Here is a 22,451-nt window from a genome sequence, read left to right as displayed (position 1 = left end):
CGCTTCTGCCACACCGGCACGATGCGGCTGGTGCGCAACCTGACCGCGGGCGAGATCGTCGGACAGGTGATGCTGGCGCGCGACGCGCTCGGCGAATGGCCGAGCCAGCCCGAAGGGCGCATGCTCACCAACATCGTCATGATGGGCATGGGCGAGCCGCTCTACAATTTCGACGCGGTGCGCGACGCGCTGAAGCTGGTCATGGACGGCGACGGGCTCGCGCTCAGCAAGCGGCGGATCACGCTGTCGACCAGCGGCGTGGTGCCGATGATGGCGCGCGCCGGCGAGGAGATCGGGGTCAATCTCGCGGTGTCGCTGCATGCGGTGACGAAGGACGTCCGCGACGAGCTGGTCCCGCTCAACCGCAAATACGGCATCGAGGAACTGCTGCAGGCGTGCGCCGATTATCCGGGCGCGAACAACGCCCGCCGAATCACGTTCGAATATGTGATGCTGAAGGACAAGAATGACTCGGATGCCGAGGCGCACGAGCTGGTCCGGCTGCTCCGCCACTACAATCTGCCCGCCAAGGTCAATCTGATCCCGTTCAATCCGTGGCCGGGCGCGGATTACGAAACCTCCACGCCCGAACGCGTGCGGCGGTTTAGCGAGATCATCTTCGAAGGCGGCATCTCCGCCCCAGTTCGCACTCCGCGCGGGCGCGACATCGACGCAGCGTGCGGGCAGTTGAAGACGGCGGCCGAGAAGAAGAGCCGCGCCGAACTCGACCGGCTGGCCGCGGAGAAGCAGGCCGCGCTTGGTTGATGCCGCCGGCATGGCGCTCGCGGGCGGCGCGGGCGTCCTGGGCGGGATGATGAATGCGCTGGCGGGTGGCGGCACCTTCGCGACGATGCCGGCGCTGCTTGGGCTCGGCACGCCCGCCAATATCGCCAACGCGACCTCCAACCTCGGGCTGATGCCGGGCGGCGCGATCAGCGCGTGGAGCTTCCGCCACGAATTGCAGCCGGTCGGCGGCGTGTCGGTGCGCGTGCTGGCGGCGATCACGTTCGCCGGCGGGCTGATCGGCAGCGTCCTGCTGGTGGTGACGCCCGGCGCGGCGTTCGATCTGATCGTGCCCTGGCTGCTGCTCATCGCCTTCGTCGCCATCGTCTTCGGCGCGCGCGCGGCGGAATGGCTCGCGGCACGCGTGACGATCAAGCCGCGCACGTTGATGGCGGTGCAGGCGGTGCTCGGCACCTATGGGGGCTATTTCGGCGGCGGGGTCGGCATCATGACCACGGCCACCTACGGTCTGCTGGCGGGCACGACGCCGCGCGCAATGTTCGCACCGCGCACATTGATGCTGGCGACCGCCAACTTCGCCGCCGCGATCGTGTTCGTCGCCTGCGGGATGATCCGCTGGGACGCGTGCCTGCCGATGCTGGCGGGCGGCGTGCTCGGCGGCTGGCTTGGCGCGATCGTCGGCAAACGACTCCCCGCGATCGTGGTGCGCTGGTGGACGATCCTCGTCACCGGCGTCACGACCGCGGTGTTCTTCACGCACGCCTACGGGTGACGGCTCAGCCGGGTCGCGTCATCGCGAACTTCTCGCCTAGCGCGAAATAATCCGCCGGACCGCCGCCGCGCAGGATCGGATGCGCGCGGGCGGTCTGGTAGATGCCGCCCTCCAGCATGGCGGTGTCGATGTGAATCGCTACCGCCTCGCCGAGCACCAGCCAGCCCGGCACGTCGGCGCCGTGACGATCCTGAAGCTGGACGATCTGCGTCACCTTGCACTCGAACTGTACCGGGCTCAGCGCCACGCGCGGCGGCGCGACCAGCGTCGACGGCAGTGTGGCCAGCCCGGCGCGGCTGAATTCGTCCTCATCGGTCATCGCCGACGTCTCGTTCATCTCCGTCGCAAGATCGCGGGTTGCCAGGTTCCAGACGAACTCGCCGGTCTCGCGCGCATTCGCCAGCGAGTCCTTTGCGCCGTTCGAGCAGAAGCCGACGATCGGAGGACGGTAGGAGAACAGATTGAAAAAACTGTACGGCGCGAGATTGCGCCGCCCGTCGCGCGCCATCGTTGCGATCCACCCGATCGGGCGCGGGCCGACGATCGCGTTAAGGGGATCGTGGGGCAGGCCGTGCCCCTTCGCCGGCTCGTAAAAATGCCATTCGGTCATGCCGCGGCTTCTGCTAAGAAGCGTGCATGGCTGCAACCGTGATTCACCGCCACCGGCTCGCCACGCGTCTGTGGCACTGGATCAACGCGGTCACGATTTTCGTGCTGATCGGCTCCGGGCTCGGCATCTCGAACGCGCATCCGCGGCTCTATTGGGGGCGTTACGGCGCGAATTTCGACCACGCCTGGGCGCAGCTCCCGCGCTTTCCTTCGTGGCTGACGATCCCGGCGAACTACAATCTCGCGATTTCGCGACGCTGGCATCTGTTCTTCGCGCTGGTGCTCGGCTTCTCGCTGCTCGCCTATATGATCGTCAGCCTGCTCAACCGCCATTTCCAGCGCGACCTGCGCGTGCGGCGGCGCGACGTGCGCGCCGCGCACCTGATCGCCGATCTCCGCGCGCATCTCGCCTTCCGTTTTCACGATCCGGAGGCACCCGGCGAGTATAACGCGCTGCAAAAGCTGAGCTATGTCGCGGTGATCTTCCTCGCGCTGCCGCTGGTGATCCTAACCGGTCTGACGCTGTCGCCCGGCATGGACGCGGCGTGGCCGTGGCTGCTCGACCTGTTCGGCGGACGGCAATCGGCACGCTCGCTGCATTTCATCGCAATGGCGGTGATCGCGAGCTTCACCGTCGTCCACCTCGTGCTCGTGATCCTTGCCGGCTGGCGCAACGAGCTGCGCTCGATGCTGACCGGCCGGTGGCGGGTGCCCGAGTGATCCGCCGGCGGACCTTGCTCGGCGGCGGCGCGGGGCTGATGCTCGCTGGCTGCGACCGCGTCATCCAGCAGCCGACCGTGCGTTCGATCGTCTTTAAGGGCGAGGACATGCACCGCGCCCTGCAACGCGCGCTATCGAACCGCGACGCGCTGGCGCCCGAATTCACGCCGGACCAGATGTCGCCGCGGTTCCGCACCAACGGCACGCGCGACCCCGGCACGTCCGCTTACGCCGCGCTGCGCGCCGGCCGTTTTGCCGATTGGCGGCTGAGCGTCGACGGGCTGGTCGCCCGCCCGCTGTCGCTCTCGCTTGCCGATCTCGGCCGCTTTCCGCAGCGCGCGCAGATCACCCGCCACGATTGCGTCGAGGGCTGGAGCGCGATCGGCAAATGGCAGGGGCCGCGGCTCGGCGACGTGCTCAAGGCCGCGGGGCTGCGTGACGCGGCTCGCTACATCGTGTTCCGTTGCGCCGATCTGTACGGTGGCGCGCCTTATTACGAGTCGATCGACCTCGTCGACGCCTTCCACCCGCAGACGATCCTCGCCTGGGCGATGAACGATCGCTTCCTCGACGTCGGCCACGGCGCGCCGCTGCGGCTGCGCGTCGAGCGGCAGCTCGGCTACAAGCACGCCAAATATCTGATGCAGGTCACCGCGGTCGCCAGCCTCGCCGGGATCGGCAAGGGCCGCGGCGGCTATTGGGAAGACAATGTCGACTACGACTGGTGGGCGGGCATTTGAACGCAGACCGCAACGCGGCGTAGCCGCCTTAGCCGACCAGCGCTCCCCCGTTCTCTCCCGCGAGAGCGCCCCGACCGAACCCCCTCTGCGCCTCTGCGCGAGTAAAACCTGCCGCGCCCCCGCGCGGGAACCGAGACTCTCGGTATCATGCCTCGGTCGGAGCGGCTCTCGCGATCTTGTTCGCGCGGTGACGTGGAGGCGCAGAGAGGTTCCGCCCGGTCTCGCCGTACCAGCTCATCGCAACCCCCGCTTTGTCTCCCGCTACCCGATGCGCAATCTCTCTGCGCCTCCGCGTGATCATCAAGACTTCGGGCCGTTACCATGCGTCCCAGCCTTGCCGCGACGCCGTAGCGCGATGACGTAGATCACCGCCGCCACGCCAGCGAACAGAAACCATTGCACCGCATAGGCAAGATGGTTGTTCGGGATCGACTCGATCGACGGTGGATTGTTCGGCGCTAGTCCGGCTGCCGGCGTCGCGGCGACCAGCATCAATTCGCGCGCCACCTGCGGCTGCGTCACCTCGGCGATCAGCGGGCGCGCGTCCGGCGCATGCGCGATCCAGCCGCTGACCTTGCCGCCGCGCCACGCCACCTTCCCGACCGGGTCGCGGGTCGTGCCGATCTGAACGCGCAGCCCCGGCCCTTCCGCGCCCGTCCGGCACAAGGCGATCACGCGATACCCCGCCGCCCCCGCTCCGGCACGAGTGATCGACACCGGCTCGAGGCAAAAGGCGCTGCTGCGGCGGAACAGTAACGTCTCGTCGGCAACCCGCGGGAAGGCGACCGCCGGTAGCGTCGGGTTCGCGGCAAGCTGCGCAAGGAACGCCTCCTTCTGCGGTCGGCGATCGAGCAACTGCCACAGCCCCAGCGCGATCATTGCCGCGATCGCGACACCGACGAGGAGCGTCGGGAGAACCGGAACGCGCTTCACGGTGCCAGCCGCCCCTCACCCGCCGCATGGCGATATTCGGCCGCGAGCAGCCAGCCCTTGGCGACGCGCAGCGACCAGACGATCGCCGCGGTGCTCAGCGGCACCCATAACAGCACATGGAGCCACCACGGCGGCGCGAACGACAGTTCGACGATGATCGCCAGCGCCACGACAATCGCGCCCCACGCCAGCACCAGCAGCGCGGCCGGTCCGTCCCCGACGTTGAACCCCGCGATCGAAAGCCCGCACGCCGGGCAGTGGTCCGCGAAACGAAGGACGCCCGCAAACAAGGTGCGGGCGCCACATTGGGGGCATAACCCCTTGATGCCACAGTCGATCGGCCGAGGCGTCGCCCCGACCGCCGACCGATCGGCGTCGCTCATCCGCCGTGAACCGGTGCGCCCCAGCCGCCCCATACGTAGACGGTGACGAACAAGAACAGCCACACCACGTCGACGAAGTGCCAATACCACGCCGCCGCCTCGAAGCCGAAATGCTGCTTGGGCGTGAAGTCGCCCTTATAGGCGCGGATCAGGCAGACGATCAGGAAGATCGTCCCGACGATCACGTGGAAACCGTGGAAGCCGGTCGCCATGAAGAATGCTGCGCCATAGTTGATCCCCTTGAACGGGAACGGCGCGTGCATGTACTCATAGGCCTGGATGCTGCTGAACAGCAGGCCCAGCACCACCGTCAGCCACAGCCCCTTGAGCACGCCGTCGCGGTCGCCGACGCCCAGTGCGCCCCAGAACCCGCGCTTCACGCCGCCGCGCTGATTGTGGATCAGCGCATGGTGCGCCCAGGTGACGGTCGTGCCCGAGCAAAGCAGGATCAATGTGTTGAGCAGCGGCAGCTCAAAGGCATTGATGACCTCCAGCCCCTTGGGCGGCCATTGCGCGGCGATCGCCGCCGCGCCCTCGGCCGCGCGCTCGACCTGCCCGTCGACGACCTGCATCGCGGTCGGGAACAACGAAAAATCGAAGAACGCCCAGAACCAGCCGACGAAAAACATCACCTCGGAGGCGATGAACAGGATCATCCCGTAGCGGAAATGGAGCTGCACCACCGGCGTATGATCGCCGGCATGCGCCTCACGAATCACCTGATGCCACCAGCCGTACATGCAGAACAGCACCGAGGCGAGGCCGATCAGGAACACCCAGCCGCCGCCCGTGCCCTGATGCATGTACATGATGCCGCCGGCCGCCATGATGAGCGCCGCGAAGCTGCTGAGCAACGGCCAAGGGCTGGGGGGCAGGATGTGGTATTCGTGGTTCTTGGCACCCGCCATGCGCGGCTCTCCCCAATTCGCTTATTGCGGTGGTCTTAGCTGTTCGTTTTCGCGGAATCCACCGGGTAAAAGGTGTAGCTGAGCGTGATCGTCTGTACGTCGCGCGTGTCCGGATCGGTCAGTATTTTGGGATCGACGTAGAAGATCACCGGCATCCGTTGCGTCTCGCCGGGCTTCAGCGTTTGCTGCGTGAAGCAGAAGCACTGGATTTTCGTGAAATATTTGCCGGCGATCGCGGGGGTGACGTTATAGGTGGCGGTGCCGGTCACCGCCTGCGCGCCGCGATTGGTGGCGGTGAAGAACGCCATGTCGCGCGCGCCGATCTCGACCGTTTCCTGCTCCTGCTCCGGCACGAACCGCCACGGCAGCTTCGGGCTGGTATTCGCGTCGAACGCGATCTCGATCTTGCGATGGACGCCGCCCGGCGCCGCAACGCCGCGCCCGGTGGTGCCGTTCAGCCCGGTCGCCTGACAGAACATCCGGTAGAGCGGCACGCTGGCGAAGGCGAGCCCGGTCATGAAACAGATCCCCGCCACCGCCAGCAGCGCGGTGCGCAGCGTCCGCGGGCGTGCCACCGTGCGATCGTTCCCGCTCAATGCGCCATGCCCTGTTTGATCCGCGCGATGGTGATGAAGAACACCAGCACGACGAACGCGCCGAGCAACAGCGCGACGACGATCGCACGCGACTTCTGCCGGCGGCGGATCAGATTTTGCTCGTCTTCGGTCATGCCACCCACCGGTCGACGACCAACGCGCCGAACATCACGAAAAGATACAGGATCGAGTAAGCGAACAGTCGCTTCTCATAGAACATCGGCGCCGCCGCCCGCTTCGCCCCGGCCGCGACCAGCGCCGCCAGCACAGCGAACGCCGCGGTCATCGCCACCGCCACCACGCCATAGATCGCGCCGGTCAGCCCGAGCGGCCACGGCGCGATCGCCACCGCCGCCATGGGGATCGTGTACAACCCGATCTGCCGCCGCGTCGCCGCCTCGCCCGCCACGACGGGGAGCATCGGCACGCCGGCATTGGCGTAATCGGTTTTTACGAACAGCGCGAGCGCCCAGAAATGCGGCGGCGTCCACAGGAAGACGAGCGCGAACAGCAGGAACGGCAGCAGCGCGACCTGCCCGGTCGCCGCCGCCCAGCCGATCAGCGGCGGAAACGCCCCCGCCGCACCGCCGATGACGATATTCTGCGGCGTGCGCCGCTTCAGCCAGACGGTGTAGATCAGGACGTAGAACAGGATCGACACCGTCAGGATCGCCGCCGCGGCGAGATTGACCGCCAGTCCCATCAGGATCACCGAAAACGCGCCCAGCCCGACGCCGAAATGCAACGCTGACTGGCGTTCCATGCGTCCCGCCGGCAACGGCCGCTGCGCGGTGCGCTTCATCGCCGCGTCGAGATCGGCCTCATACCATTGGTTTAGTGCACCCGCCGCCCCCGCGCCCAGCGCGATGCACAGGATTGCGGTGAATCCGAGCACCGGATCGATCAGATGACCGTTAACCGGCGGCGCGGCCAGCAACCCGCACAGCCCGGTGAAGACGACGAGCGTCATCACGCGCGGCTTGGTGAGCGCAAGGAAGTCGCGCCAGTCGGCGGGGGGGAGAAGGGGCGTGGCGGAGGTCATGAAGGCAGCGACTCTAGCCCCGGAGCACGGGCGAGGGAAGCCGCACGTCGCCGGTAGTGATAGCCATAAAGGTCTGTCGCAAAGCCCATCCGCGCATAGAGCGCCCGCGCTGCGACATTCGCCTCCTCGACCTGCAAGGCAGCATGACCCGCACCCTGCACCACCGCCCAGTCGAGCAGCGCCCCGATCACCGTGCGCGCGAACCCTCGGCGGCGAGCGACCGGATCGGTGGCGATCGCCTCCAGTACGGCGATCCGGTCGTGGATCGCGGCATAGCCGATCGCCCTGACCGTTCCGCCTTCGTCGAATCGCGCATAGGCGGCGGGAATCGAAAGCCGCGCCGCGACCGCCGCCGGACTTTCGATATGTCCGGCGAGTCGCCGCCGGGCCGCGACCCATGCGGTGTCGGGCGCGGTCGTCACGATGGCCGCGGACGGGAACCTCTCGCCCGGCGGAAGCCGCCGAAGCAACGTGCGCGTATGTCCCTCCGGCGCGGAGAAGCCGGCATCGTCGCGCGTGGCCGAGGAGGTGGGGATCAAGTCCGTGACGCGGACGATCGTCGGTTGACCGTCGCAGTCGTACACCGCCGCGATCACCGGCAGCGTGGCGGCATCTAGCGACGCCGGTCATGGACCGCACGCGCGGCATTGCTGCGACGACTGCCGCCGCCCGAGCGCGCCACCTGCCAGTCTCCGACGCGTTCCAGCGACCGCGGCGGATAAGCCGCGGCACAGGCGCGCTCGACACGCCACGCGATCGTGTCGTCGGTCACGGAAAGGCCTCCCCGAAAACGGCAGCGGCGGGGAAGCTTTCGCCGCCCCGCCGCCGGTCTCCCACTCAGGATCGTCAGTCGATCTTGGGCAGCGTCTCGAACTGGTGGAACGGCGGCGGGCTGGACAGCGTCCACTCCAGCGTCGTCGCGCCCTCGCCCCACGGATTGTCAGGCGCCTTCTTACCCGCGACCAGCGACCAGATCAGGTTGACGAAGAAAATCGCCATGCCCGCGGCCATGATCATATAGCCGATCGTCGCGACGTTGTTCCAGTGCGCGAAGCCATCCGGATAGTCGGGATAACGACGCGGCATCCCCTGCAAGCCGAGGAAGTGCATCGGGAAGAACAGCAGGTTCACGCCGACGAAGAACACCCAGAAGTGCAGCTGGCCGAGGAATTCATTATACATGCGCCCCGACATTTTCGGGAACCAGTAATAGAAGCCCGCGAACAGCGAGAACACCGCGCCGAGGCTGAGCACGTAGTGGAAGTGCGCGACGACGTAATAGGTGTCCTGCATGTAATCGTCGACGCCGCCGTTCGCGAGCACGACGCCGGTGACGCCGCCGACCGTGAACATGAAGATGAAGCCGATCGCCCAGACCATCGGGGTCGGGAAGCGCAGGCTGCCGCCCCACATTGTAGCGATCCACGAGAAGATCTTGATGCCGGTCGGCACCGCGATCACCATCGTCGCGGCGGTGAAGTACATCTTCACGTTCACGCTCATGCCCGTCGTGAACATATGGTGCGCCCAGACGACGAACCCGACCACGCCGATCGCGACCATCGCATAGGCCATGCCGAGATAGCCGAACACCGGCTTGCGGCTGAACGTCGCGACGATGTGGCTGATGATGCCGAAGCCCGGCAGGATCATGATGTACACTTCGGGGTGGCCGAAGAACCAGAACAGATGCTGGTAGAGCACGGGATCGCCGCCATATTGCGGATCGTAGAACGCGGTGCCGAAGTTGCGATCGGTGATCAGCATGGTGATCGCCGCGGCCAGCACCGGCAGCGCCAGCAGCAGCAGGAAGGCGGTGACCAGCACCGACCAGGCGAACAGCGGCATCTTGTGCAGCGTCATGCCCGGCGCGCGCATGTTGAAGATCGTGGTGATGAAGTTGATCGCGCCCAAGATCGAGCTGGCGCCCGCAAGGTGGAGCGACAGGATCGCCATGTCGACCGACGGGCCCGGCTCGCCATAGGTGGAGAGCGGCGCATACACGGTCCAGCCGGTGCCGGCACCACCGAAGAACGGCGAGGCGAGCAGCAACAGGAACGCCGGCACCAGCAGCCAGAAGCTGATGTTGTTCATCCGCGGGAACGCCATGTCGGGCGCGCCGATCATCAGCGGCACGAACCAGTTGCCGAACCCGCCGACCATCGCCGGCATCACCATGAAGAACACCATGATCAGGCCGTGCGCGGTGACGAGCACGTTCCACAGGTGTAGCGCTTGGTCGAACGACTGTTCTTCCCCGCCATGCAGCATCGACGCCCAGTGCGGCAGATACTGGATGCCCGGATGCATCAGCTCGGCGCGCATCAGCCCCGAGATCGCGCCGCCGATGATCCCCGCGACGATCGCGAAGATCAGGTAGAGCGTGCCGATGTCCTTGTGGTTGGTCGACATGAACCAGCGCGCGAAGAACGCCGGCTTGTGATCGGCGTCTGCGTGATGGTGGTGATCGTCGTGCGTGACGAAAGCGGACGGGTGGAGCGCGGTGTCGGTCATGGTCTTAGCGTCCGGCTTCGCCGACGCCGCCCGGATTGCCGGTGGCGCCCTGCGGGGAAGTGGGGGGAGTGTCGGTCCCGTTCTCGGTCGGGCCGGTCATCGCATTGGCGACCGCTGCCTCGTCCATCACCGCGGCGGAATTGTCCGCGCCCGGCTGCGGGATGACGGCGTCGGACGCCTTGCCCGGCGCCGGCATCGAGCCGCCCTTGGCGCGCACCCACGCTGCGAACTGCGCCGGGGTGACCGCCTCGACCGCGATCGGCATGAACGCGTGGCGCGCGCCGCACAATTCGCTGCACTGGCCGAAATACAGGCCGGGTTTGTCGATCGTGAAGCTGGTCTCGTTCAGCCGGCCCGGGATCGCGTCGAGCTTGATCCAGAAGGCCGGCACCGCCCAGCTGTGGATGACATCGTTGGCGGTGGTGATCAGGCGGATCGGCACGCCGACCGGCAGCACGACGCGATTGTCGGTCGCCAGCAGGCGCGGGCCGTCGGCGGCGGTGCGCACGCGCTCGCCGGAAGCGACCTGATTGCCTTCCTTCAGCATGTTGGCGGTGATCTCGATCCCGCCGTGGTCCGGATATTGATAGCTCCAGAACCATTGGTTGCCGATCGCCTTCAGCGTGACCGCGCCGGCCGGGGCGGGCTTGAACTGCGCCTGCAGCAGCCCAATCGACGGCACCGCGATCGCAACGAGGATCAACACCGGGACCAAGGTCCACACCACCTCGATGAAGGTGTTGTGGCTGGTCCGCGACGGCACCGGATTGGCGCTGGCGCGGAACTTCACGATGACGACCACCAGCAGCACCAGCACCAGCAGCGAGATGATCGTGATCAGCGGGAACAGGATGCGATCATGAAACCAGTGTGCGCGCAGGCCATTCTTGGTGACCTGCGGCTGGATGTGGATCACGCCGTCGAGCGGCTGCCCGACGCCGGGCGCCGAGCTGGTCGCGTTGAAGGCCGGGGCGCCGTCCATCGCCAGCGCGGGCGATTGCGGCGCAGCGTCGGCCTTTTGCACCGTGCCGCCGGCCTGACCTTGATTCGAGTCGGCGGGGCGCAGCCCGCTCGGCGCGGCGGTGGCCGCGGTGGCGGGCGAGGTCGCGGCCGTAGTCGGCGCCTGTGCGCCGGCGCTGCCCGCGCCCGTCAGGGCGGTCAGCGCGAAGCCCGCTGCCAACACCCAACCCTTGATCCCGGTTCTCAGCATCTCTTTATCGTCACCCCTGTCGTGGTGCGCATTCGCGTACCGGGCGTATCGAAGCGCCCCTCCTGCACCTGCCTATAGCATGGCATCCCCTCGCCTCAAGGGGGCGTGCGTCCGCGCTTTTCTCCGTCACGGCGCGTTGCGCGCGCGCGGGTGGGCTTCTATGGCGCGCGCAGGAGACCAAGCACACGATGACCGACGACGACGTGCTCGCCGAATTCCGCGCCGCCGATGCGCTGCTGGAAGGGCATTTCATCCTTTCCTCGGGGTTGCGCAGCCCGCGCTACCTGCAATGCGCGCGCGTGCTGATGAACCCGCGCCGCGCCGCGCGGCTGGCCGAGGCGCTGGCGACGCGTATTCCCGCCGCGCTGCGCGCGCGGATCACCGCGGTCGTCGCCCCCGCGATGGGCGGGGTGATCGCCGGGCAGGAGATGGCGCGCGCGCTCGACGTCGACGCGATGTTCGTCGAACGCCCGACCGGTACCTTCGAGCTGCGCCGCGGCTTCCGGCTGGCGCCCGGGCAGGAAGTGCTGATGATGGAGGATGTCGTCACCACCGGCCTGTCGAGCCGCGAGGCGATCAAGGCGATCGAATCCGCCGGGGGCCGCGTGATCGCGGGCGCGGCGCTGGTCGACCGTTCGAACGGCACCGCCGATATCGGCGTCCCGTTCTTCCCGCTGATCCGGCTGGAGGTGCCGACCTACCAGCCCGACGATCTGCCCCGCGAACTGCAAGCGATCCCGGCGATCAAGCCGGGCAGCCGGGCGGCGGCGTGACGATGGCCGGCCCCTTGCGCCTCGGGGTCAATATCGACCATGTCGCGACCGTGCGGAACGCGCGTGGCGGCGGGTTGCCCGATCCGGTCCGCGCCGCCTTGCTCGCCGCGCAGGCCGGAGCCGACGGGATCACCGCGCATCTGCGCGAGGATCGCCGCCACATCACCGACACAGACATCGCGCGGCTCTCGGCCGAATTGTCGATCCCGCTCAACTTCGAGATGGCTGCGACCGACGAGATGCTCGCGATCGCGCTGCGCCACCGGCCACACGCCGCCTGCATCGTCCCCGAGAAGCGCGAGGAGCGCACCACCGAGGGCGGGATCGACGCCGCGGGGCAGCATGACCGCCTGGCAGCGATGGTCCGCGAACTCGGCGCGGCGAACATCCGCGTCTCCTTGTTCATCGAGCCCGACCCGCGCCAGATCGCGGCGGCGGTCGCGCTCGGCGCACCGGTCGTCGAGCTGCACACCGGCCGCTATGCCGAGCTGGACGGCGACGCGCGGACCGCCGAGTTGCGGCGGCTCACCGACGCCGCCGCACTGGCGGCGAAGAACGGGATCGAAGTCCACGCCGGACACGGCCTCACTTTCGATAATGTCACCCCTGTCGCTGCGATCCCGCAAGTCCGCGAGCTGAACATCGGCCACTTCCTGATCGGCGAGGCGATCTTCACCGGGCTGGAAGACAGCGTCCGGCGGATGAAGGCACTGATGGACGAAGCCCGATGAGGATGGCGACGTGATCGTCGGCCTCGGCTCCGACCTGTGCAACATCGAGCGGATCGCGTCGTCGCTCGAGCGCTTCGGCGAACGCTTCGAGGCGCGCGTCTTCACCGACGTCGAGCGCGCCAAGGCCGATCGCCGCCCGTTCACCAAGGCCGGCACGCTCGCCAAGCGCTTCGCCGCGAAGGAGGCGTTCTCCAAGGCGGTCGGCACCGGGTTCAAGGCCGGGGTGTTCATGAAGGATATCGGCGTCGTCAACGCCCCCTCCGGCGCGCCGACGCTGGCGCTGACCGGCGGCGCGCAGGCGCGGCTAGACGCGTTGATCCCCGCCGGACACAGCGCGCGCATCCATCTGACATTGACCGACGACCATCCGTGGGCGCAGGCGTTCGTCATCATCGAGGCCGTTGCCGACCGACATGCAGGAGCCGAGTGACCGCGTGGCAGAGGATATCGCATTGACCGGCGACCACACGCCCCCGCCCGCCGCGATCGAGACACCCGCGCCGCGTAGCGGCTTCGACTGGTGGGGCGAGATCAAGGGGCTGTTCTGGTTGCTGCTCGCGGTGCTCGGCTTCCACAGCTTCATCGCCAAGCCGTTCTACATTCCGAGCGAGTCGATGCTCCCCGAGCTACTGGTCGGCGACCGGCTGGTGGTGTCGAAATTTGCCTATGGCTGGTCGTTTGTGTCGCCGACGATCCCCGATCCGGTCGCGATCGTCCGCGGCACGCTGCTCCACCAGCCGGTCGATAGCTGGTCGGTGCAGGTGCCTTTCATCCACGGCCGCATCTGGGGCAGCCTGCCCGAACGCGGTGACGTGGTGATCGTCACACCGCCGGGCCAGTCGAGCGACTATATCAAGCGTGTGATCGGCCTGCCCGGTGACACACTGGCGGTGCGCGGCGGGGTCGTCATCCTCAACGGCAAGCCGGTGGCGCGCGGCCCGCTCCATTATCGCGACCTGCCGGTCGATGCGAACGCGACCTGCGATCCCGCGCAATACCCCGGCGCGCGGCAGGAGCGCGCCGACGGCACCGCGGTCTGCCATTTGCCGATCGTCACCGAGACGCTGCCCAACGGCCGCCGGTATGACACCGTCGATCTGGAACCGGACAGTGCCGGCGACAATTATGGCCCGGTGACGATCCCGGCTAACCACGTCTTCCTGATGGGCGACAATCGCGATCGCTCCGCCGACAGCCGCTTCGCGCTCGGCGGGTTCGAACGTGGCCTGGGCGGGCCGGTGCCCTACGAAAATATCGGCGGCCGGGCCGAGTTCATCACTTTCTCGGTCAACGGCAGCGCCGGCTGGAACCCGCTGACGTGGCCGGGCGCGCTGCGCGGCGGACGCGCGGGCACCTCGCTCCACCCGACGCGCGTCCCATGAGCGACGCGCCCGAGGTGCGGATCGATGCGGGCGGCGAGCAGGTCCGCGTCCGCGCCGGCGCGAGCCCCACCGAAGTGCGCGACGACGCGACACGCCTGGAAATTCGCCGCGCTGCGGTCTGGCTGGGCATGGCCAGCGCGATCGCCCTGGTCGTGTTGCTGATTCAACCGCTGCTCATCATCTTCGCAGCGCTCGTGTTCGCCGCGCTGCTCGATGGCGGGGTGCGGCTGCTCGGGCGCGTGCTGCCGATCGGGAGGAGCTGGCGGTTGCTGATCGTCTGCCTGCTGACCATCGCCTTCCTGCTCGGCACCTTCTATCTCGCCGGCGTCCAGATCACCGCGCAGGCGCAACAGCTCCGCTCGACCGTCGAGGTGCAGGTGCTGCGCGTCAGCGGCTGGCTGAGCGCGCAGGGGCTGATGCCCGGTGCCAGCGACCTGAGCGGCGTCGCCAAACAGGCGATGTCGTCGCTCGGGCGCGTCACCAGCTGGCTCGGCACCGCCGCGGGCGCGCTGACCAGCGGCTTCATGATCGTCGTGCTCGGGCTGTTCATCGCGATCGATCCGCACGGCTACGAGCGTGGGCTGCAATGGATGGTGCCCGAGCGCCACCGCGTCGAGTTCGCGGTGACGCTGAAGCGCATGGCGCAGACGCTCCGCCGGCTGCTCGCCGGCCGGTTGCTGGGCATGGCGTTCGAGGGCGTGCTGACCGCGATCGCCTTGTGGATCGCCGGGGTGCCGATGGCGATGATCCTCGGCATCCTCACCGGCCTGCTGGCCTTCATCCCCAATATCGGCGCGTTTATTTCCGGCGCGCTGATGGTGGCTGTCGGCTTTTCGGCGGGCGTCCACACCGGTGTGCTCGCGATCGTCGTCTATGTCGTCGTCCAAACGTTCGATGGCTATGTCGTCATCCCGATGGTTGCCAAGCGCACCGTCGATCTGCCCCCGGCGCTGACGCTTGGCGCACAGATCCTCGCCAGCGCGCTGTTCGGGATCATGGGGCTGGCGCTCGCCGACCCGATGACCGCGATCCTGAAGGCCGCAATGGAGCGCCGTTCCGAGAACGTCGAGGACAGTCCGGCGCGGGACTGAGGCCGCACGCGGCACGGCTGGCGCGCCCCGCCGGACGCTGCTACAGCGCGCCACCCGCCTGCAACGGGCGCAGGAACAACCGATTGCGCGTCGACGAGCACTCCTCAACCCCATCGACCAAGTCCGCCGCCGACACCGCTCCGTTGGTCGCGTTGAGGCCGGTCCTGACGCTCCGGCGTCGCTGGCCCGCGTTGCTGGCGACCATCCTGACCGTCGCAACGCTGATCGGCGTCGGGCATGAGCTGTTCGATCACGGATTGGCCGGGATCAAGCGGGCGGTGCCGGCATCCTGGGGCTTCTACCTCTTCTTCCTTGCCTCCTATTTCGCGCTGCCGGTCTGCGATTTCGTGATCTTCCGCCGGTTGTGGGATGTGCCGCCCGCCGCTTTCCCGGCGCTCAACCGCAAGCGGATCGCGAACGACATCCTGATCGGCTATTCGGGCGACGCCTATTTTTACGCCTGGGCGCGGGCGCGGCTCGACATGGTGACCGCGCCGTTCGGGGCAGTAAAGGACGTCGGCATCGTCTCCGGCATCACCGGCAACGTCACCGCCTTGCTGCTCGCGACGGTCGCGTTGCCGCTCGGCTACCAGTTGATTTCCCCCGAGGTGATCGAGGGCATGATCTGGTCGCTGGTGTTCGCCACCGCGATGTCGCTTGGACTTATCCTGTTTTCCCAGCGCGTCTTCTCGCTGCCGCGTCGCGACCTGTGGTTCATATTTTGGATCGATCTGCTGCGGATCGGCGTCACCTGCGTCACCATCGCGCTGGCCTGGGCGTGGGCGATGCCCAGCGTGTCGATCGGCATGTGGCTGTTTCTGGTCGCCGGACGGCAATTGGTGTCGCGTTTGCCGTTCCTGCCCAACAAAGACCTGCTTTTCGCCAACTTCGCGATCCTGGTCATCGGGCATGACCGGGCGTTGTCGGACCTGATGGCGTTCACCGCGGCGTCAACCGTGGTGATGCACGGGCTGCTGCTGCTGCTGTTCGGTGCGGTATATGTGACGGAAAGGATGCGCGCATGGCGCAACGGACGCTGACGATTGCCCTGGCCGGGCTGCTCCCGCTTGCCGCGCCCGCGGCGGGTGCGCAGGTGCTCGGCAGCGATGCCGCGGCCTGCACCGCGCAACAGGGCTCGGCGATCCTGGCCACCGTCACCGGGCTGAAGGACCGCACCGGCACGCTGAAGCTGGAACTGTACCCGCCCAACGAGAAGGACTTTTTGGCCGGCGACGGCGATCTGGCGCGCGAGGGCAAGTTTTTCCGCCGCGTCACGATCACGCCGCCCGCCGCCGGCGATGCCGCGATCTGCATTCGCGTGCCGCGCCCGGGCCGCTATGCCCTGTTTCTCGGCCACGATCGCGACGGCAAGCGCAAGTTCAACTTCTGGAGCGACGGCGCCGGCTTCCCCAGCAACCACAAGATCGGGCGTGCGCGCCCCAAACTGGCCGATGCGCTGATCGACGTTGGCCCCGGCATCACCCGTACCACGATCCGGGCACAATATCTGCGCGGACTGGGCGGCTTTGGCTTCATGCGCTGATCGGGAGGCGGGACCATGCGGATCGTCGACGTCAACGAATTCTACTCGCCCACCGGCGGCGGGGTGCGGTCGTACCTCGATCGCAAGATGGCGCTAATGTCCGAGCTGGGGCATCAGCAGATCGTGATCGCCCCCGGACGCGAGGATCGCGTCGAGGAGCGGCCCGGCGGCGCCCGCATCCATTACGTCAAGTCGCCGGGGATCCCCTTCGACTCGAACTACGGGCTGTTCTGGGAGGCGGGGCCGATCCACGAACTGCTCGACCATTATCGTCCCGACGTGGTCGAGAATTGCGCGCCGTGGCGCTCCGCAGCGATCGTCGCCGGGTGGCAGGGTGACGCCCTGCGCTCGTGGTTCATGCACAACGACAATCTCGAGGCCTATCCCAAGCGGTGGTTCTTCCGGGTCGCTTCCGAATCGACGATCGAGCGCGCATTCGGCTGGTACGATCGCTACATAAACCGCTGGCTAGACCGGTTCGATACCGTGGTCACCAACGGCCCAGTACTAACCGAGCGGCTGCGCGCACGCGGCGTACGGATCGACGCCACTATGCCGCTGGGGATCGAACGCGAGCATTTTTCGCCCGCGCTCCGCAGCCCTTCGCTGCGGGCCGCGATGCTCGAGCAATGCGGGCTGCCCGAAGATGCGTTCCTGCTGATCGGGGTCGGGCGGCATCACCCCGAAAAGCGCTGGCCGACGGTGATCGACGCGGTGCGGCGCGCGGGCGCGAAGCTGCCGGTCGGGCTGGTCTTGCTGGGGCTGGGGCCGGACACGCGGACGCTGGAGCGCCACATCGCCGAAAGCCCGCATGTGCGGATGTTCCAGCCGATCTACCATCGCGGACAGCTCGCCTCGATCATGGCGAGCGCAGACGCCTTCATCCACGGGTGCGATACCGAGACATTCGGGCTGGTCGCGTCGGAAGCGCTGGCCTCGGGCCTGCCGCTCATCGTCCCCGATCGCGGTGGTGCGTCGGCGGTGGCAAAGCCAGAGTTCGGCGAATGGTATCGCAGCGGCAACGCCTATGATTGCGCGCGCGCGATCGTCGCACTCGCCTCACGGGATCAACCGCTGCTCCGCCGCGCCGCCGCGATTGCCGCGCCGAAGGTGTGGAGCGACCGCGAACATACCCAGGCCCTGATGGCGCATTATCAAGCGCTGATCGACGCACGCGGGTTGGTCAGCAAATCGGCATAGGCCGCCGGCCGCCGGCCGCGCGCGGTGAAGGCCGCGAGGGTCCGGTCGATGCTGCGCAACAACGCCGGGCGGGTCACGTCGCCCGGATGCACCGCCACGCGGACCGTCGGTACGAGCTGCAGCGCGTGCCGCAGCATCGATGCGGCGGCGAGCGAGCTGAGCGCGCGCGCATCGCTGCGGCTCGCCCAAGTGACGACCGGCCCACGCGCGACGACGGCGCCACCCGGCACCCACACGCGGGCGTGATCCTCGGCCAGCGCGAAGCCGGCGGCCGACAAGGCGGCGCGCGCCCCTTCCGAATATAGCCACGCCGGCGCGATGAACCCCGCCGCCGGGCGACCGATCGTCTGTTCCAGCAATGTCTTGCCGCGCCGCATTCGCGCGAGCGCTTCGGCATGGTCAAGCCCCAGAAACTCGCCCTCGCCCGCGGTCATCCGCCGTGCCTTCACCGCCGCCACGCCGCGGTGCGCGCTGTCGTCGCGATGGAACCAGCCGTGCACGAACATCTCGATCCCGGCGTCGGCCCAGTGCCGCAGCCGCGCGCGGAACGCCGGGATCAAGGGTGCGCTGCCCCAGTGATCGGCGACCACCAGCATCGCCAGACGCTGTCCGACATACGGTGCCAGCCGATCCAGCAGCAGATCGACCTCGCGCTCGAACCGCGGCGAGACATCGTGGATGGAGGCGAGCAGCCGCTTCATCGCGTCAGCACATGCGGACCCGGACGTACCGGCGCAAGCCTCAGTCCTCGGCCAATGCCCTGGCGAGCAGGTCGCGGATCGCGACCAGCGACGGCGTGGCGGCATCGGGCGTCGCGACGGCAGGCTCGCGCGCCAGCAGCTGCTGGACGCCCTTGATCGTATAGCCCTCGCGATTGAGCAGCCGGTCGATCCGCTCGACCAGTGCCACATCCTCCGGCCGATAATAGCGGCGGTTGCCCGCGCGTGTCACCGGCCGGAGTTGCGGAAAACGGCTTTCCCAATAACGCAGGATATGCGGGGCGAGGCCGGTCGCCTGAGCGACCTCGCCGATGGTGCGAAACGCGGCGGCGGATTTGGCGTCCGACGCCAAGGCGCTCAGCCCGCGACGATGCGGTCGCGCATCATCTGACTGGCGCGGAACGTCAGCACGCGCCGCGGCGCGATCGGCACCTCGACGCCGGTCTTCGGGTTGCGGCCGATCCGCTCGCCCTTGTCGCGCAGCACGAACGTGCCGAACCCCGAAATCTTGACGTTCTCACCGTTCTGGAGCGCGCTACACATACGTTCGAGAATCTGCTCCACGAGGCGCGACGAGTCCGCACGGGACAGTCCCACCTGCTTGTGAAGCGATTCGGCCAGATCAGCGCGCGTCAACGTACCAGCTTCAGTCATCGGCTTTACCTCTACCCCCCGGAAAGGTTTTACAATTCGGGCGGCTTATAACGCCGCATGCGACTTGTCGATGCAGCCGGCGATTACGGGTCACATGCGAATAATTGCCGCACCCCAGGTAAAACCACCCCCCATCGCCTCCAGCACGACGATGTGCCCGGGACGGATGCGGCCGTCGCGCACCGCCTGGTCGAGTGCGAGCGGAACTGACGCTGCAGAGGTGTTCGCATGCTGGTCGACGGTGACCACAACCTTTTCAGAAGGAAGGGAAAGTTTGCGCGCCGTCGCGTCGAGAATACGCGCATTGGCCTGATGCGGAACGACCCAGTCGATGGCATCGGTGGGCAGCCCGGTGGCCTGTAACGCCTCTTCCATGACGGCCGCCAGATTGATCACCGCGTGGCGGAACACCTCGCGCCCCTTCATCCGAAGCTTGCCGACTGTCCCGGTCGTGGACGGTCCGCCGTCGACATAAAGCAACCCATTATGGCGACCATCGGCATGCAGCCGCGTGGCGAGGATGCCGCGCGCGCCGGCATTGGCGACGTCTTCAACTGAATCGCGGGCTTCCAGCACGATCGCGCCCGCGCCGTCGCCGAACAGGACGCAGGTGGTGCGATCCTCCCAGTCGAGGATGCGGCTGAACGTCTCGGCCCCGATCACCAGCGCACGCCGGTGCGCGCCGGCACGAATCATGCTGTCGGCGACCTGCACCGCATAGAGGAAGCCAGAACAGACCGCCGCGACGTCGAACGCGACGCAATCGTCGATCCCCAGCATCGCCTGCACCTTGGTGGCAGTGGCGGGGAACGTGTTGTCGGGCGTGGCGGTGGCCAGCACGATCAGGTCGATGTCGCCGGCCGTCAGCCCCGCTGCGGCGATCGCCGCCATCGCCGCGTCGCATGCCAGCGTCGCCGTCGTCTCGCCCTCGCCCGCGATATGGCGGAAGCGGATGCCGGTGCGCTCGACGATCCATTCGTCGGATGTATCGACTTGCTCGGCCAGCTCGGCATTGGAAACGCGGCGGGCGGGCAGCGCACTGCCCGTTCCCGTCAGCACGGCACGGATCATGCAGCCGCCTTCGCTTCGAAATGGCGCAGGTCTTCGATGATCCGGCGCGTCAGGTCGGCGCGCACCATCTTGGCGGCGTTGCCGATTGCGGTCGCCACCCCGCGCTCGTTCGCGCTGCCGTGGCTCTTCACCACCAGCCCGTTGAGGCCAAGGAAGACCGCGCCATTGTGATTGTTCGGATCGAGGTGATCGCGCAGCAGCTCGGTCGCCGGACGCGAGATCAGGAAGCCGACCTTCGACCGCACCGAGCTGCGGAACGCGCGCTTGAGCAGGTCGGCGACAAAGCGCGCGGTGCCCTCCGCGGTCTTGAGCGCGATATTGCCCGAAAAGCCGTCGCAGACGATCACGTCGTGCTGCCCGCGCGACAGCCGGTCGCCCTCGACGAAGCCCACGAACTTCATCGGCAGGTGCGGCGCGGCGCGCAGCACCTGTGCGGCGTCGCGGATTTCCTCGGTGCCTTTCTGGTCCTCGCTGCCGATGTTGAGCAGCGCGACGCGCGGCGCGTCGAGTTCCAGCGTCGTGCGCGCATAGGCAGCGCCCATCACCGCGAACTGCACGAGGTTGCGTGCATCGCACTCGGTATTGGCGCCGAGATCCAGCATGACGACGTCATTGTCGCCCAGCGTCGGCAGCAGCGCCGCGAGCGCCGGGCGGTCGATGCCACGCATCGTGCGCAGCGACAGCTTCGCCATCGCCATCAACGCGCCGGTATTGCCGGCGGAAACCGCCGCGGCGGCGCGCCCCTGCTTCACGCAGTCGATCGCGACGCCCATCGACGTCGTCTTGGCGCGACGGATCGCCTGGCTCGGCTTCTCGTCGCCCGCGATCACATCGGGGGCGTGCACGATCTCGGAATGCTGGGCGAGATTGGGGTGCTGGGACAGCCCGTCGCGAATCGCCGCTTCGTCGCCGACCAACAGATAGTTGACGTCGTCGTAGCGGCGGCACGCGCGTGCCACCCCGGCCAGCATCACCGCCAGCCCCTCATCACCGCCCATCGCATCGACGGCGATCCGGGACCTGTCGGATATCACTGAACCTCGCTCCCGAAGCTGTGCCTGCACCCGGTCAGGCTCAGGCGTCGACCGCGATGACCTCGCGACCGTTGTAGTGACCGCACGCGGTGCACAGGTTGTGCGGGCGCTTCAGCTCGCCGCAGTTCGGGCATTCCTGAAACGCCTCGACCGACAGAGCGTCGTGCGCGCGGCGCATGCCACGGCGGGAGGGAGAAGTCTTTCGCTTGGGGACGGCCATCGCGGCACCTTGATTTGTCTAGTAGTTCATATGAGCGACGAGCCGGTGCACGGCGCCGCGCGGACGATGCGAGCACCGGCCGCGGCAGACAGCCGGGCATCGGCTCGCATCGCGAAGCCCCGCGCCTATAGCGAATTCCCCGGCGGTTGCAAGTAAAGCCCGTCACATCACCTCCATCCCGCCAACGCCCGGAACGGGCGGTCGTGTCCCTCTCAGGCGGAAAGCGCGCGGTCGCTGACGAACATGTTGTGCGCGCGCTCGTGCGCGAAGGTGCTGGGCTTGCCGTGACCGGGGATGAAGGTCGTCTCGTCGCCGAGCGGCCACAGCTTCGTCACGATCGACTCGATCAGCTGCTTGTGATTGCCCTGCGGCAGATCGGTGCGCCCGACCGAGCCTTGGAACAGCACGTCGCCGACCTGCGCGAATCGCGACGGCGCGTGGTGGAAGATGACATGGCCCGCGGTGTGACCCGGCGTGTGATGGACGTCGAGCGTCAGATCGCCGACGGTCACGGTGTCGCCATCCGCCAGCCAGCGGTCGGGCTCGAACACCACGCCGCGGATCCCCCAGTTTCGCCCGTCTTCGTCCAGCCGCGCCAGCCAGAAGCGGTCGTCCTCGTGCGGCCCCTCGATCGGCACGCCCAGCTGTTCGGCCAGCGGCTTCGCCTCGCCGGCATGGTCGATATGGCCGTGGGTCAGCAAGATCTTCTCGACCGTCACCCCCGCCTGCTCGACCGCCGACAGGATGCGCGGCAGATCGCCGCCGGGATCGACCACCGCCGCCTTCATCGTCGCGGTGCACCAGATCAGACCCCATGACTGCCAGAGCCTCGGAGGCTCGAATCTGAGATGCTGATGATGGA

At 67.7% G+C, this 22,451-nt stretch carries 30 protein-coding genes; 12 read left to right on the top strand and 18 right to left on the bottom strand.

Annotation, left to right across the window (positions count from 1 at the left end; genetic code table 11):
* The coding region (gene rlmN / locus AADI75_RS12925) for a 23S rRNA (adenine(2503)-C(2))-methyltransferase RlmN (protein ID WP_341209423.1) at positions 1-765 on the top strand (765 nt) is incomplete at its 5' end.
* Entirely contained in the window at positions 758-1,516 is a 759-nt protein-coding gene (locus tag AADI75_RS12920) for a sulfite exporter TauE/SafE family protein (RefSeq protein ID WP_341209422.1), read from the top strand. The genes rlmN and AADI75_RS12920, both read left to right, overlap by 8 nt.
* 4 nt (positions 1,517-1,520) lie before the next feature.
* Here the strand turns inward: AADI75_RS12920 and AADI75_RS12915 are convergent, their stop codons facing one another.
* The gene (locus AADI75_RS12915) at positions 1,521-2,126 is read right to left on the bottom strand and encodes a flavin reductase family protein (RefSeq protein WP_341209421.1); all 606 of its coding nucleotides are present in this window, start codon (positions 2,124-2,126) and stop codon (positions 1,521-1,523) included.
* Between the two features lie 26 nt (positions 2,127-2,152).
* On the opposite strand from AADI75_RS12915, the gene AADI75_RS12910 reads away from it, so the two are divergent.
* A complete protein-coding gene (locus AADI75_RS12910; protein ID WP_341209420.1) occupies positions 2,153-2,845 on the top strand; it encodes a cytochrome b/b6 domain-containing protein in 693 nt (230 codons plus the stop codon).
* Between the two features lie 38 nt (positions 2,846-2,883).
* Complete coding sequence (locus tag AADI75_RS12905) at positions 2,884-3,585, top strand: molybdopterin-dependent oxidoreductase (RefSeq protein ID WP_341209427.1); 702 nt, start codon at positions 2,884-2,886, stop codon at positions 3,583-3,585.
* Positions 3,586-3,885: 300 nt separating this feature from the next.
* Here the strand turns inward: AADI75_RS12905 and AADI75_RS12900 are convergent, their stop codons facing one another.
* The 10 genes from AADI75_RS12900 to coxB all read right to left on the bottom strand — a co-directional run bounded on the left by AADI75_RS12900 (position 3,886) and on the right by coxB (position 11,171).
* Complete coding sequence (locus AADI75_RS12900; RefSeq protein ID WP_341209419.1) at positions 3,886-4,518, bottom strand: SURF1 family protein; 633 nt, start codon at positions 4,516-4,518, stop codon at positions 3,886-3,888.
* Complete coding sequence (locus tag AADI75_RS12895) at positions 4,515-4,901, bottom strand: DUF983 domain-containing protein (protein ID WP_341209418.1); 387 nt, start codon at positions 4,899-4,901, stop codon at positions 4,515-4,517. The genes AADI75_RS12900 and AADI75_RS12895 overlap by 4 nt, the downstream gene beginning before the upstream one ends.
* Complete coding sequence (locus AADI75_RS12890) at positions 4,898-5,809, bottom strand: cytochrome c oxidase subunit 3 (RefSeq protein WP_341209417.1); 912 nt, start codon at positions 5,807-5,809, stop codon at positions 4,898-4,900. Before AADI75_RS12890 ends, AADI75_RS12895 begins: the two co-directional genes overlap by 4 nt.
* Before the next feature lie 35 nt (positions 5,810-5,844).
* Positions 5,845-6,384, bottom strand: a complete 540-nt coding sequence (locus AADI75_RS12885) for a cytochrome c oxidase assembly protein (protein WP_341209416.1) — start codon at positions 6,382-6,384, stop codon at positions 5,845-5,847.
* Between the two features lie 17 nt (positions 6,385-6,401).
* Positions 6,402-6,539 (bottom strand): hypothetical protein, encoded by a 138-nt coding sequence (locus AADI75_RS12880; protein ID WP_335309601.1) that lies wholly within the window; start codon positions 6,537-6,539, stop codon positions 6,402-6,404.
* Complete coding sequence (locus tag AADI75_RS12875; protein WP_341209415.1) at positions 6,536-7,447, bottom strand: heme o synthase; 912 nt, start codon at positions 7,445-7,447, stop codon at positions 6,536-6,538. Before AADI75_RS12875 ends, AADI75_RS12880 begins: the two co-directional genes overlap by 4 nt.
* Positions 7,444-8,043: a GNAT family N-acetyltransferase gene (locus AADI75_RS12870; protein ID WP_341209414.1), complete on the bottom strand. Its 600-nt coding sequence runs from the start codon at positions 8,041-8,043 to the stop codon at positions 7,444-7,446. The genes AADI75_RS12875 and AADI75_RS12870 overlap by 4 nt, the downstream gene beginning before the upstream one ends.
* Before the next feature lie 17 nt (positions 8,044-8,060).
* Positions 8,061-8,219: a hypothetical protein gene (locus tag AADI75_RS12865; protein ID WP_341209413.1), complete on the bottom strand. Its 159-nt coding sequence runs from the start codon at positions 8,217-8,219 to the stop codon at positions 8,061-8,063.
* A 74-nt stretch (positions 8,220-8,293) separates the two neighbouring features.
* Positions 8,294-9,961 (bottom strand): cytochrome c oxidase subunit I, encoded by a 1,668-nt coding sequence (gene ctaD / locus AADI75_RS12860; RefSeq protein WP_341209412.1) that lies wholly within the window; start codon positions 9,959-9,961, stop codon positions 8,294-8,296.
* Positions 9,962-9,965: 4 nt separating this feature from the next.
* Positions 9,966-11,171 carry a cytochrome c oxidase subunit II gene (gene coxB, locus AADI75_RS12855; RefSeq protein WP_341209411.1) on the bottom strand — a complete coding sequence of 402 codons (1,206 nt, stop codon included), beginning with the start codon at positions 11,169-11,171 and terminating at the stop codon, positions 9,966-9,968.
* Positions 11,172-11,359: 188 nt separating this feature from the next.
* Here coxB and pyrE point away from each other — a divergent pair, with 188 nt between their 5' ends.
* The 8 genes from pyrE (at position 11,360) to AADI75_RS12815 (ending at position 17,891) form a co-directional block, all read left to right on the top strand.
* Positions 11,360-11,944, top strand: coding sequence for an orotate phosphoribosyltransferase (pyrE, locus tag AADI75_RS12850; RefSeq protein WP_341209410.1), 585 nt, complete (start codon positions 11,360-11,362; stop codon positions 11,942-11,944).
* 2 nt (positions 11,945-11,946) lie between these two features.
* Positions 11,947-12,675 carry a pyridoxine 5'-phosphate synthase gene (locus AADI75_RS12845; RefSeq protein ID WP_341209409.1) on the top strand — a complete coding sequence of 243 codons (729 nt, stop codon included), beginning with the start codon at positions 11,947-11,949 and terminating at the stop codon, positions 12,673-12,675.
* 10 nt (positions 12,676-12,685) lie between these two features.
* On the top strand, positions 12,686-13,105 hold the full coding sequence (gene acpS / locus AADI75_RS12840; RefSeq protein WP_341209408.1) for a holo-ACP synthase: 420 nt from the start codon (positions 12,686-12,688) through the stop codon (positions 13,103-13,105).
* Between the two features lie 55 nt (positions 13,106-13,160).
* Positions 13,161-14,057 carry a signal peptidase I gene (gene lepB / locus AADI75_RS12835; protein ID WP_341209426.1) on the top strand — a complete coding sequence of 299 codons (897 nt, stop codon included), beginning with the start codon at positions 13,161-13,163 and terminating at the stop codon, positions 14,055-14,057.
* Positions 14,054-15,148 (top strand): AI-2E family transporter, encoded by a 1,095-nt coding sequence (locus AADI75_RS12830; RefSeq protein WP_341209407.1) that lies wholly within the window; start codon positions 14,054-14,056, stop codon positions 15,146-15,148. The genes lepB and AADI75_RS12830 overlap by 4 nt, the downstream gene beginning before the upstream one ends.
* A gap of 83 nt (positions 15,149-15,231) precedes the next feature.
* The gene (locus tag AADI75_RS12825; protein WP_341209406.1) at positions 15,232-16,188 is read left to right on the top strand and encodes a hypothetical protein; all 957 of its coding nucleotides are present in this window, start codon (positions 15,232-15,234) and stop codon (positions 16,186-16,188) included.
* Positions 16,170-16,691 carry a DUF2141 domain-containing protein gene (locus AADI75_RS12820; RefSeq protein WP_341209405.1) on the top strand — a complete coding sequence of 174 codons (522 nt, stop codon included), beginning with the start codon at positions 16,170-16,172 and terminating at the stop codon, positions 16,689-16,691. Before AADI75_RS12825 ends, AADI75_RS12820 begins: the two co-directional genes overlap by 19 nt.
* Positions 16,692-16,706: 15 nt before the next feature.
* A complete protein-coding gene (locus tag AADI75_RS12815; RefSeq protein ID WP_341209404.1) occupies positions 16,707-17,891 on the top strand; it encodes a glycosyltransferase in 1,185 nt (394 codons plus the stop codon).
* Here AADI75_RS12815 and AADI75_RS12810 read toward each other — a convergent pair.
* The 7 genes from AADI75_RS12810 to AADI75_RS12780 all read right to left on the bottom strand — a co-directional run bounded on the left by AADI75_RS12810 (position 17,846) and on the right by AADI75_RS12780 (position 22,398).
* Positions 17,846-18,592 carry a polysaccharide deacetylase family protein gene (locus tag AADI75_RS12810; RefSeq protein WP_341209403.1) on the bottom strand — a complete coding sequence of 249 codons (747 nt, stop codon included), beginning with the start codon at positions 18,590-18,592 and terminating at the stop codon, positions 17,846-17,848. The genes AADI75_RS12815 and AADI75_RS12810 overlap by 46 nt on opposite strands.
* Before the next feature lie 40 nt (positions 18,593-18,632).
* On the bottom strand, positions 18,633-18,962 hold the full coding sequence (locus tag AADI75_RS12805; RefSeq protein ID WP_341209402.1) for a MerR family transcriptional regulator: 330 nt from the start codon (positions 18,960-18,962) through the stop codon (positions 18,633-18,635).
* Positions 18,963-18,967: 5 nt separating this feature from the next.
* Entirely contained in the window at positions 18,968-19,264 is a 297-nt protein-coding gene (locus tag AADI75_RS12800; protein WP_341209401.1) for an integration host factor subunit alpha, read from the bottom strand.
* Positions 19,265-19,354: 90 nt separating this feature from the next.
* Complete coding sequence (locus AADI75_RS12795) at positions 19,355-20,335, bottom strand: beta-ketoacyl-ACP synthase III (protein ID WP_341209400.1); 981 nt, start codon at positions 20,333-20,335, stop codon at positions 19,355-19,357.
* Positions 20,332-21,366 (bottom strand): phosphate acyltransferase PlsX, encoded by a 1,035-nt coding sequence (gene plsX / locus AADI75_RS12790; protein WP_341209425.1) that lies wholly within the window; start codon positions 21,364-21,366, stop codon positions 20,332-20,334. Before plsX ends, AADI75_RS12795 begins: the two co-directional genes overlap by 4 nt.
* Positions 21,367-21,409: 43 nt before the next feature.
* Positions 21,410-21,589 (bottom strand): 50S ribosomal protein L32, encoded by a 180-nt coding sequence (gene rpmF / locus AADI75_RS12785; RefSeq protein WP_028967316.1) that lies wholly within the window; start codon positions 21,587-21,589, stop codon positions 21,410-21,412.
* A 212-nt stretch (positions 21,590-21,801) separates the two neighbouring features.
* Positions 21,802-22,398 carry an MBL fold metallo-hydrolase gene (locus tag AADI75_RS12780; RefSeq protein WP_341209424.1) on the bottom strand — a complete coding sequence of 199 codons (597 nt, stop codon included), beginning with the start codon at positions 22,396-22,398 and terminating at the stop codon, positions 21,802-21,804.
* Positions 22,399-22,451 lie beyond the last annotated feature (53 nt).

The organism is uncultured Sphingomonas sp. (assembly GCF_964021865.1).
In the GTDB taxonomy this organism is placed as follows: domain Bacteria; phylum Pseudomonadota; class Alphaproteobacteria; order Sphingomonadales; family Sphingomonadaceae; genus Sphingomonas.
The sequence above is the reverse complement of the archived record's forward strand: the minus strand, read 5'-3'. Positions and strand labels throughout refer to the sequence as shown.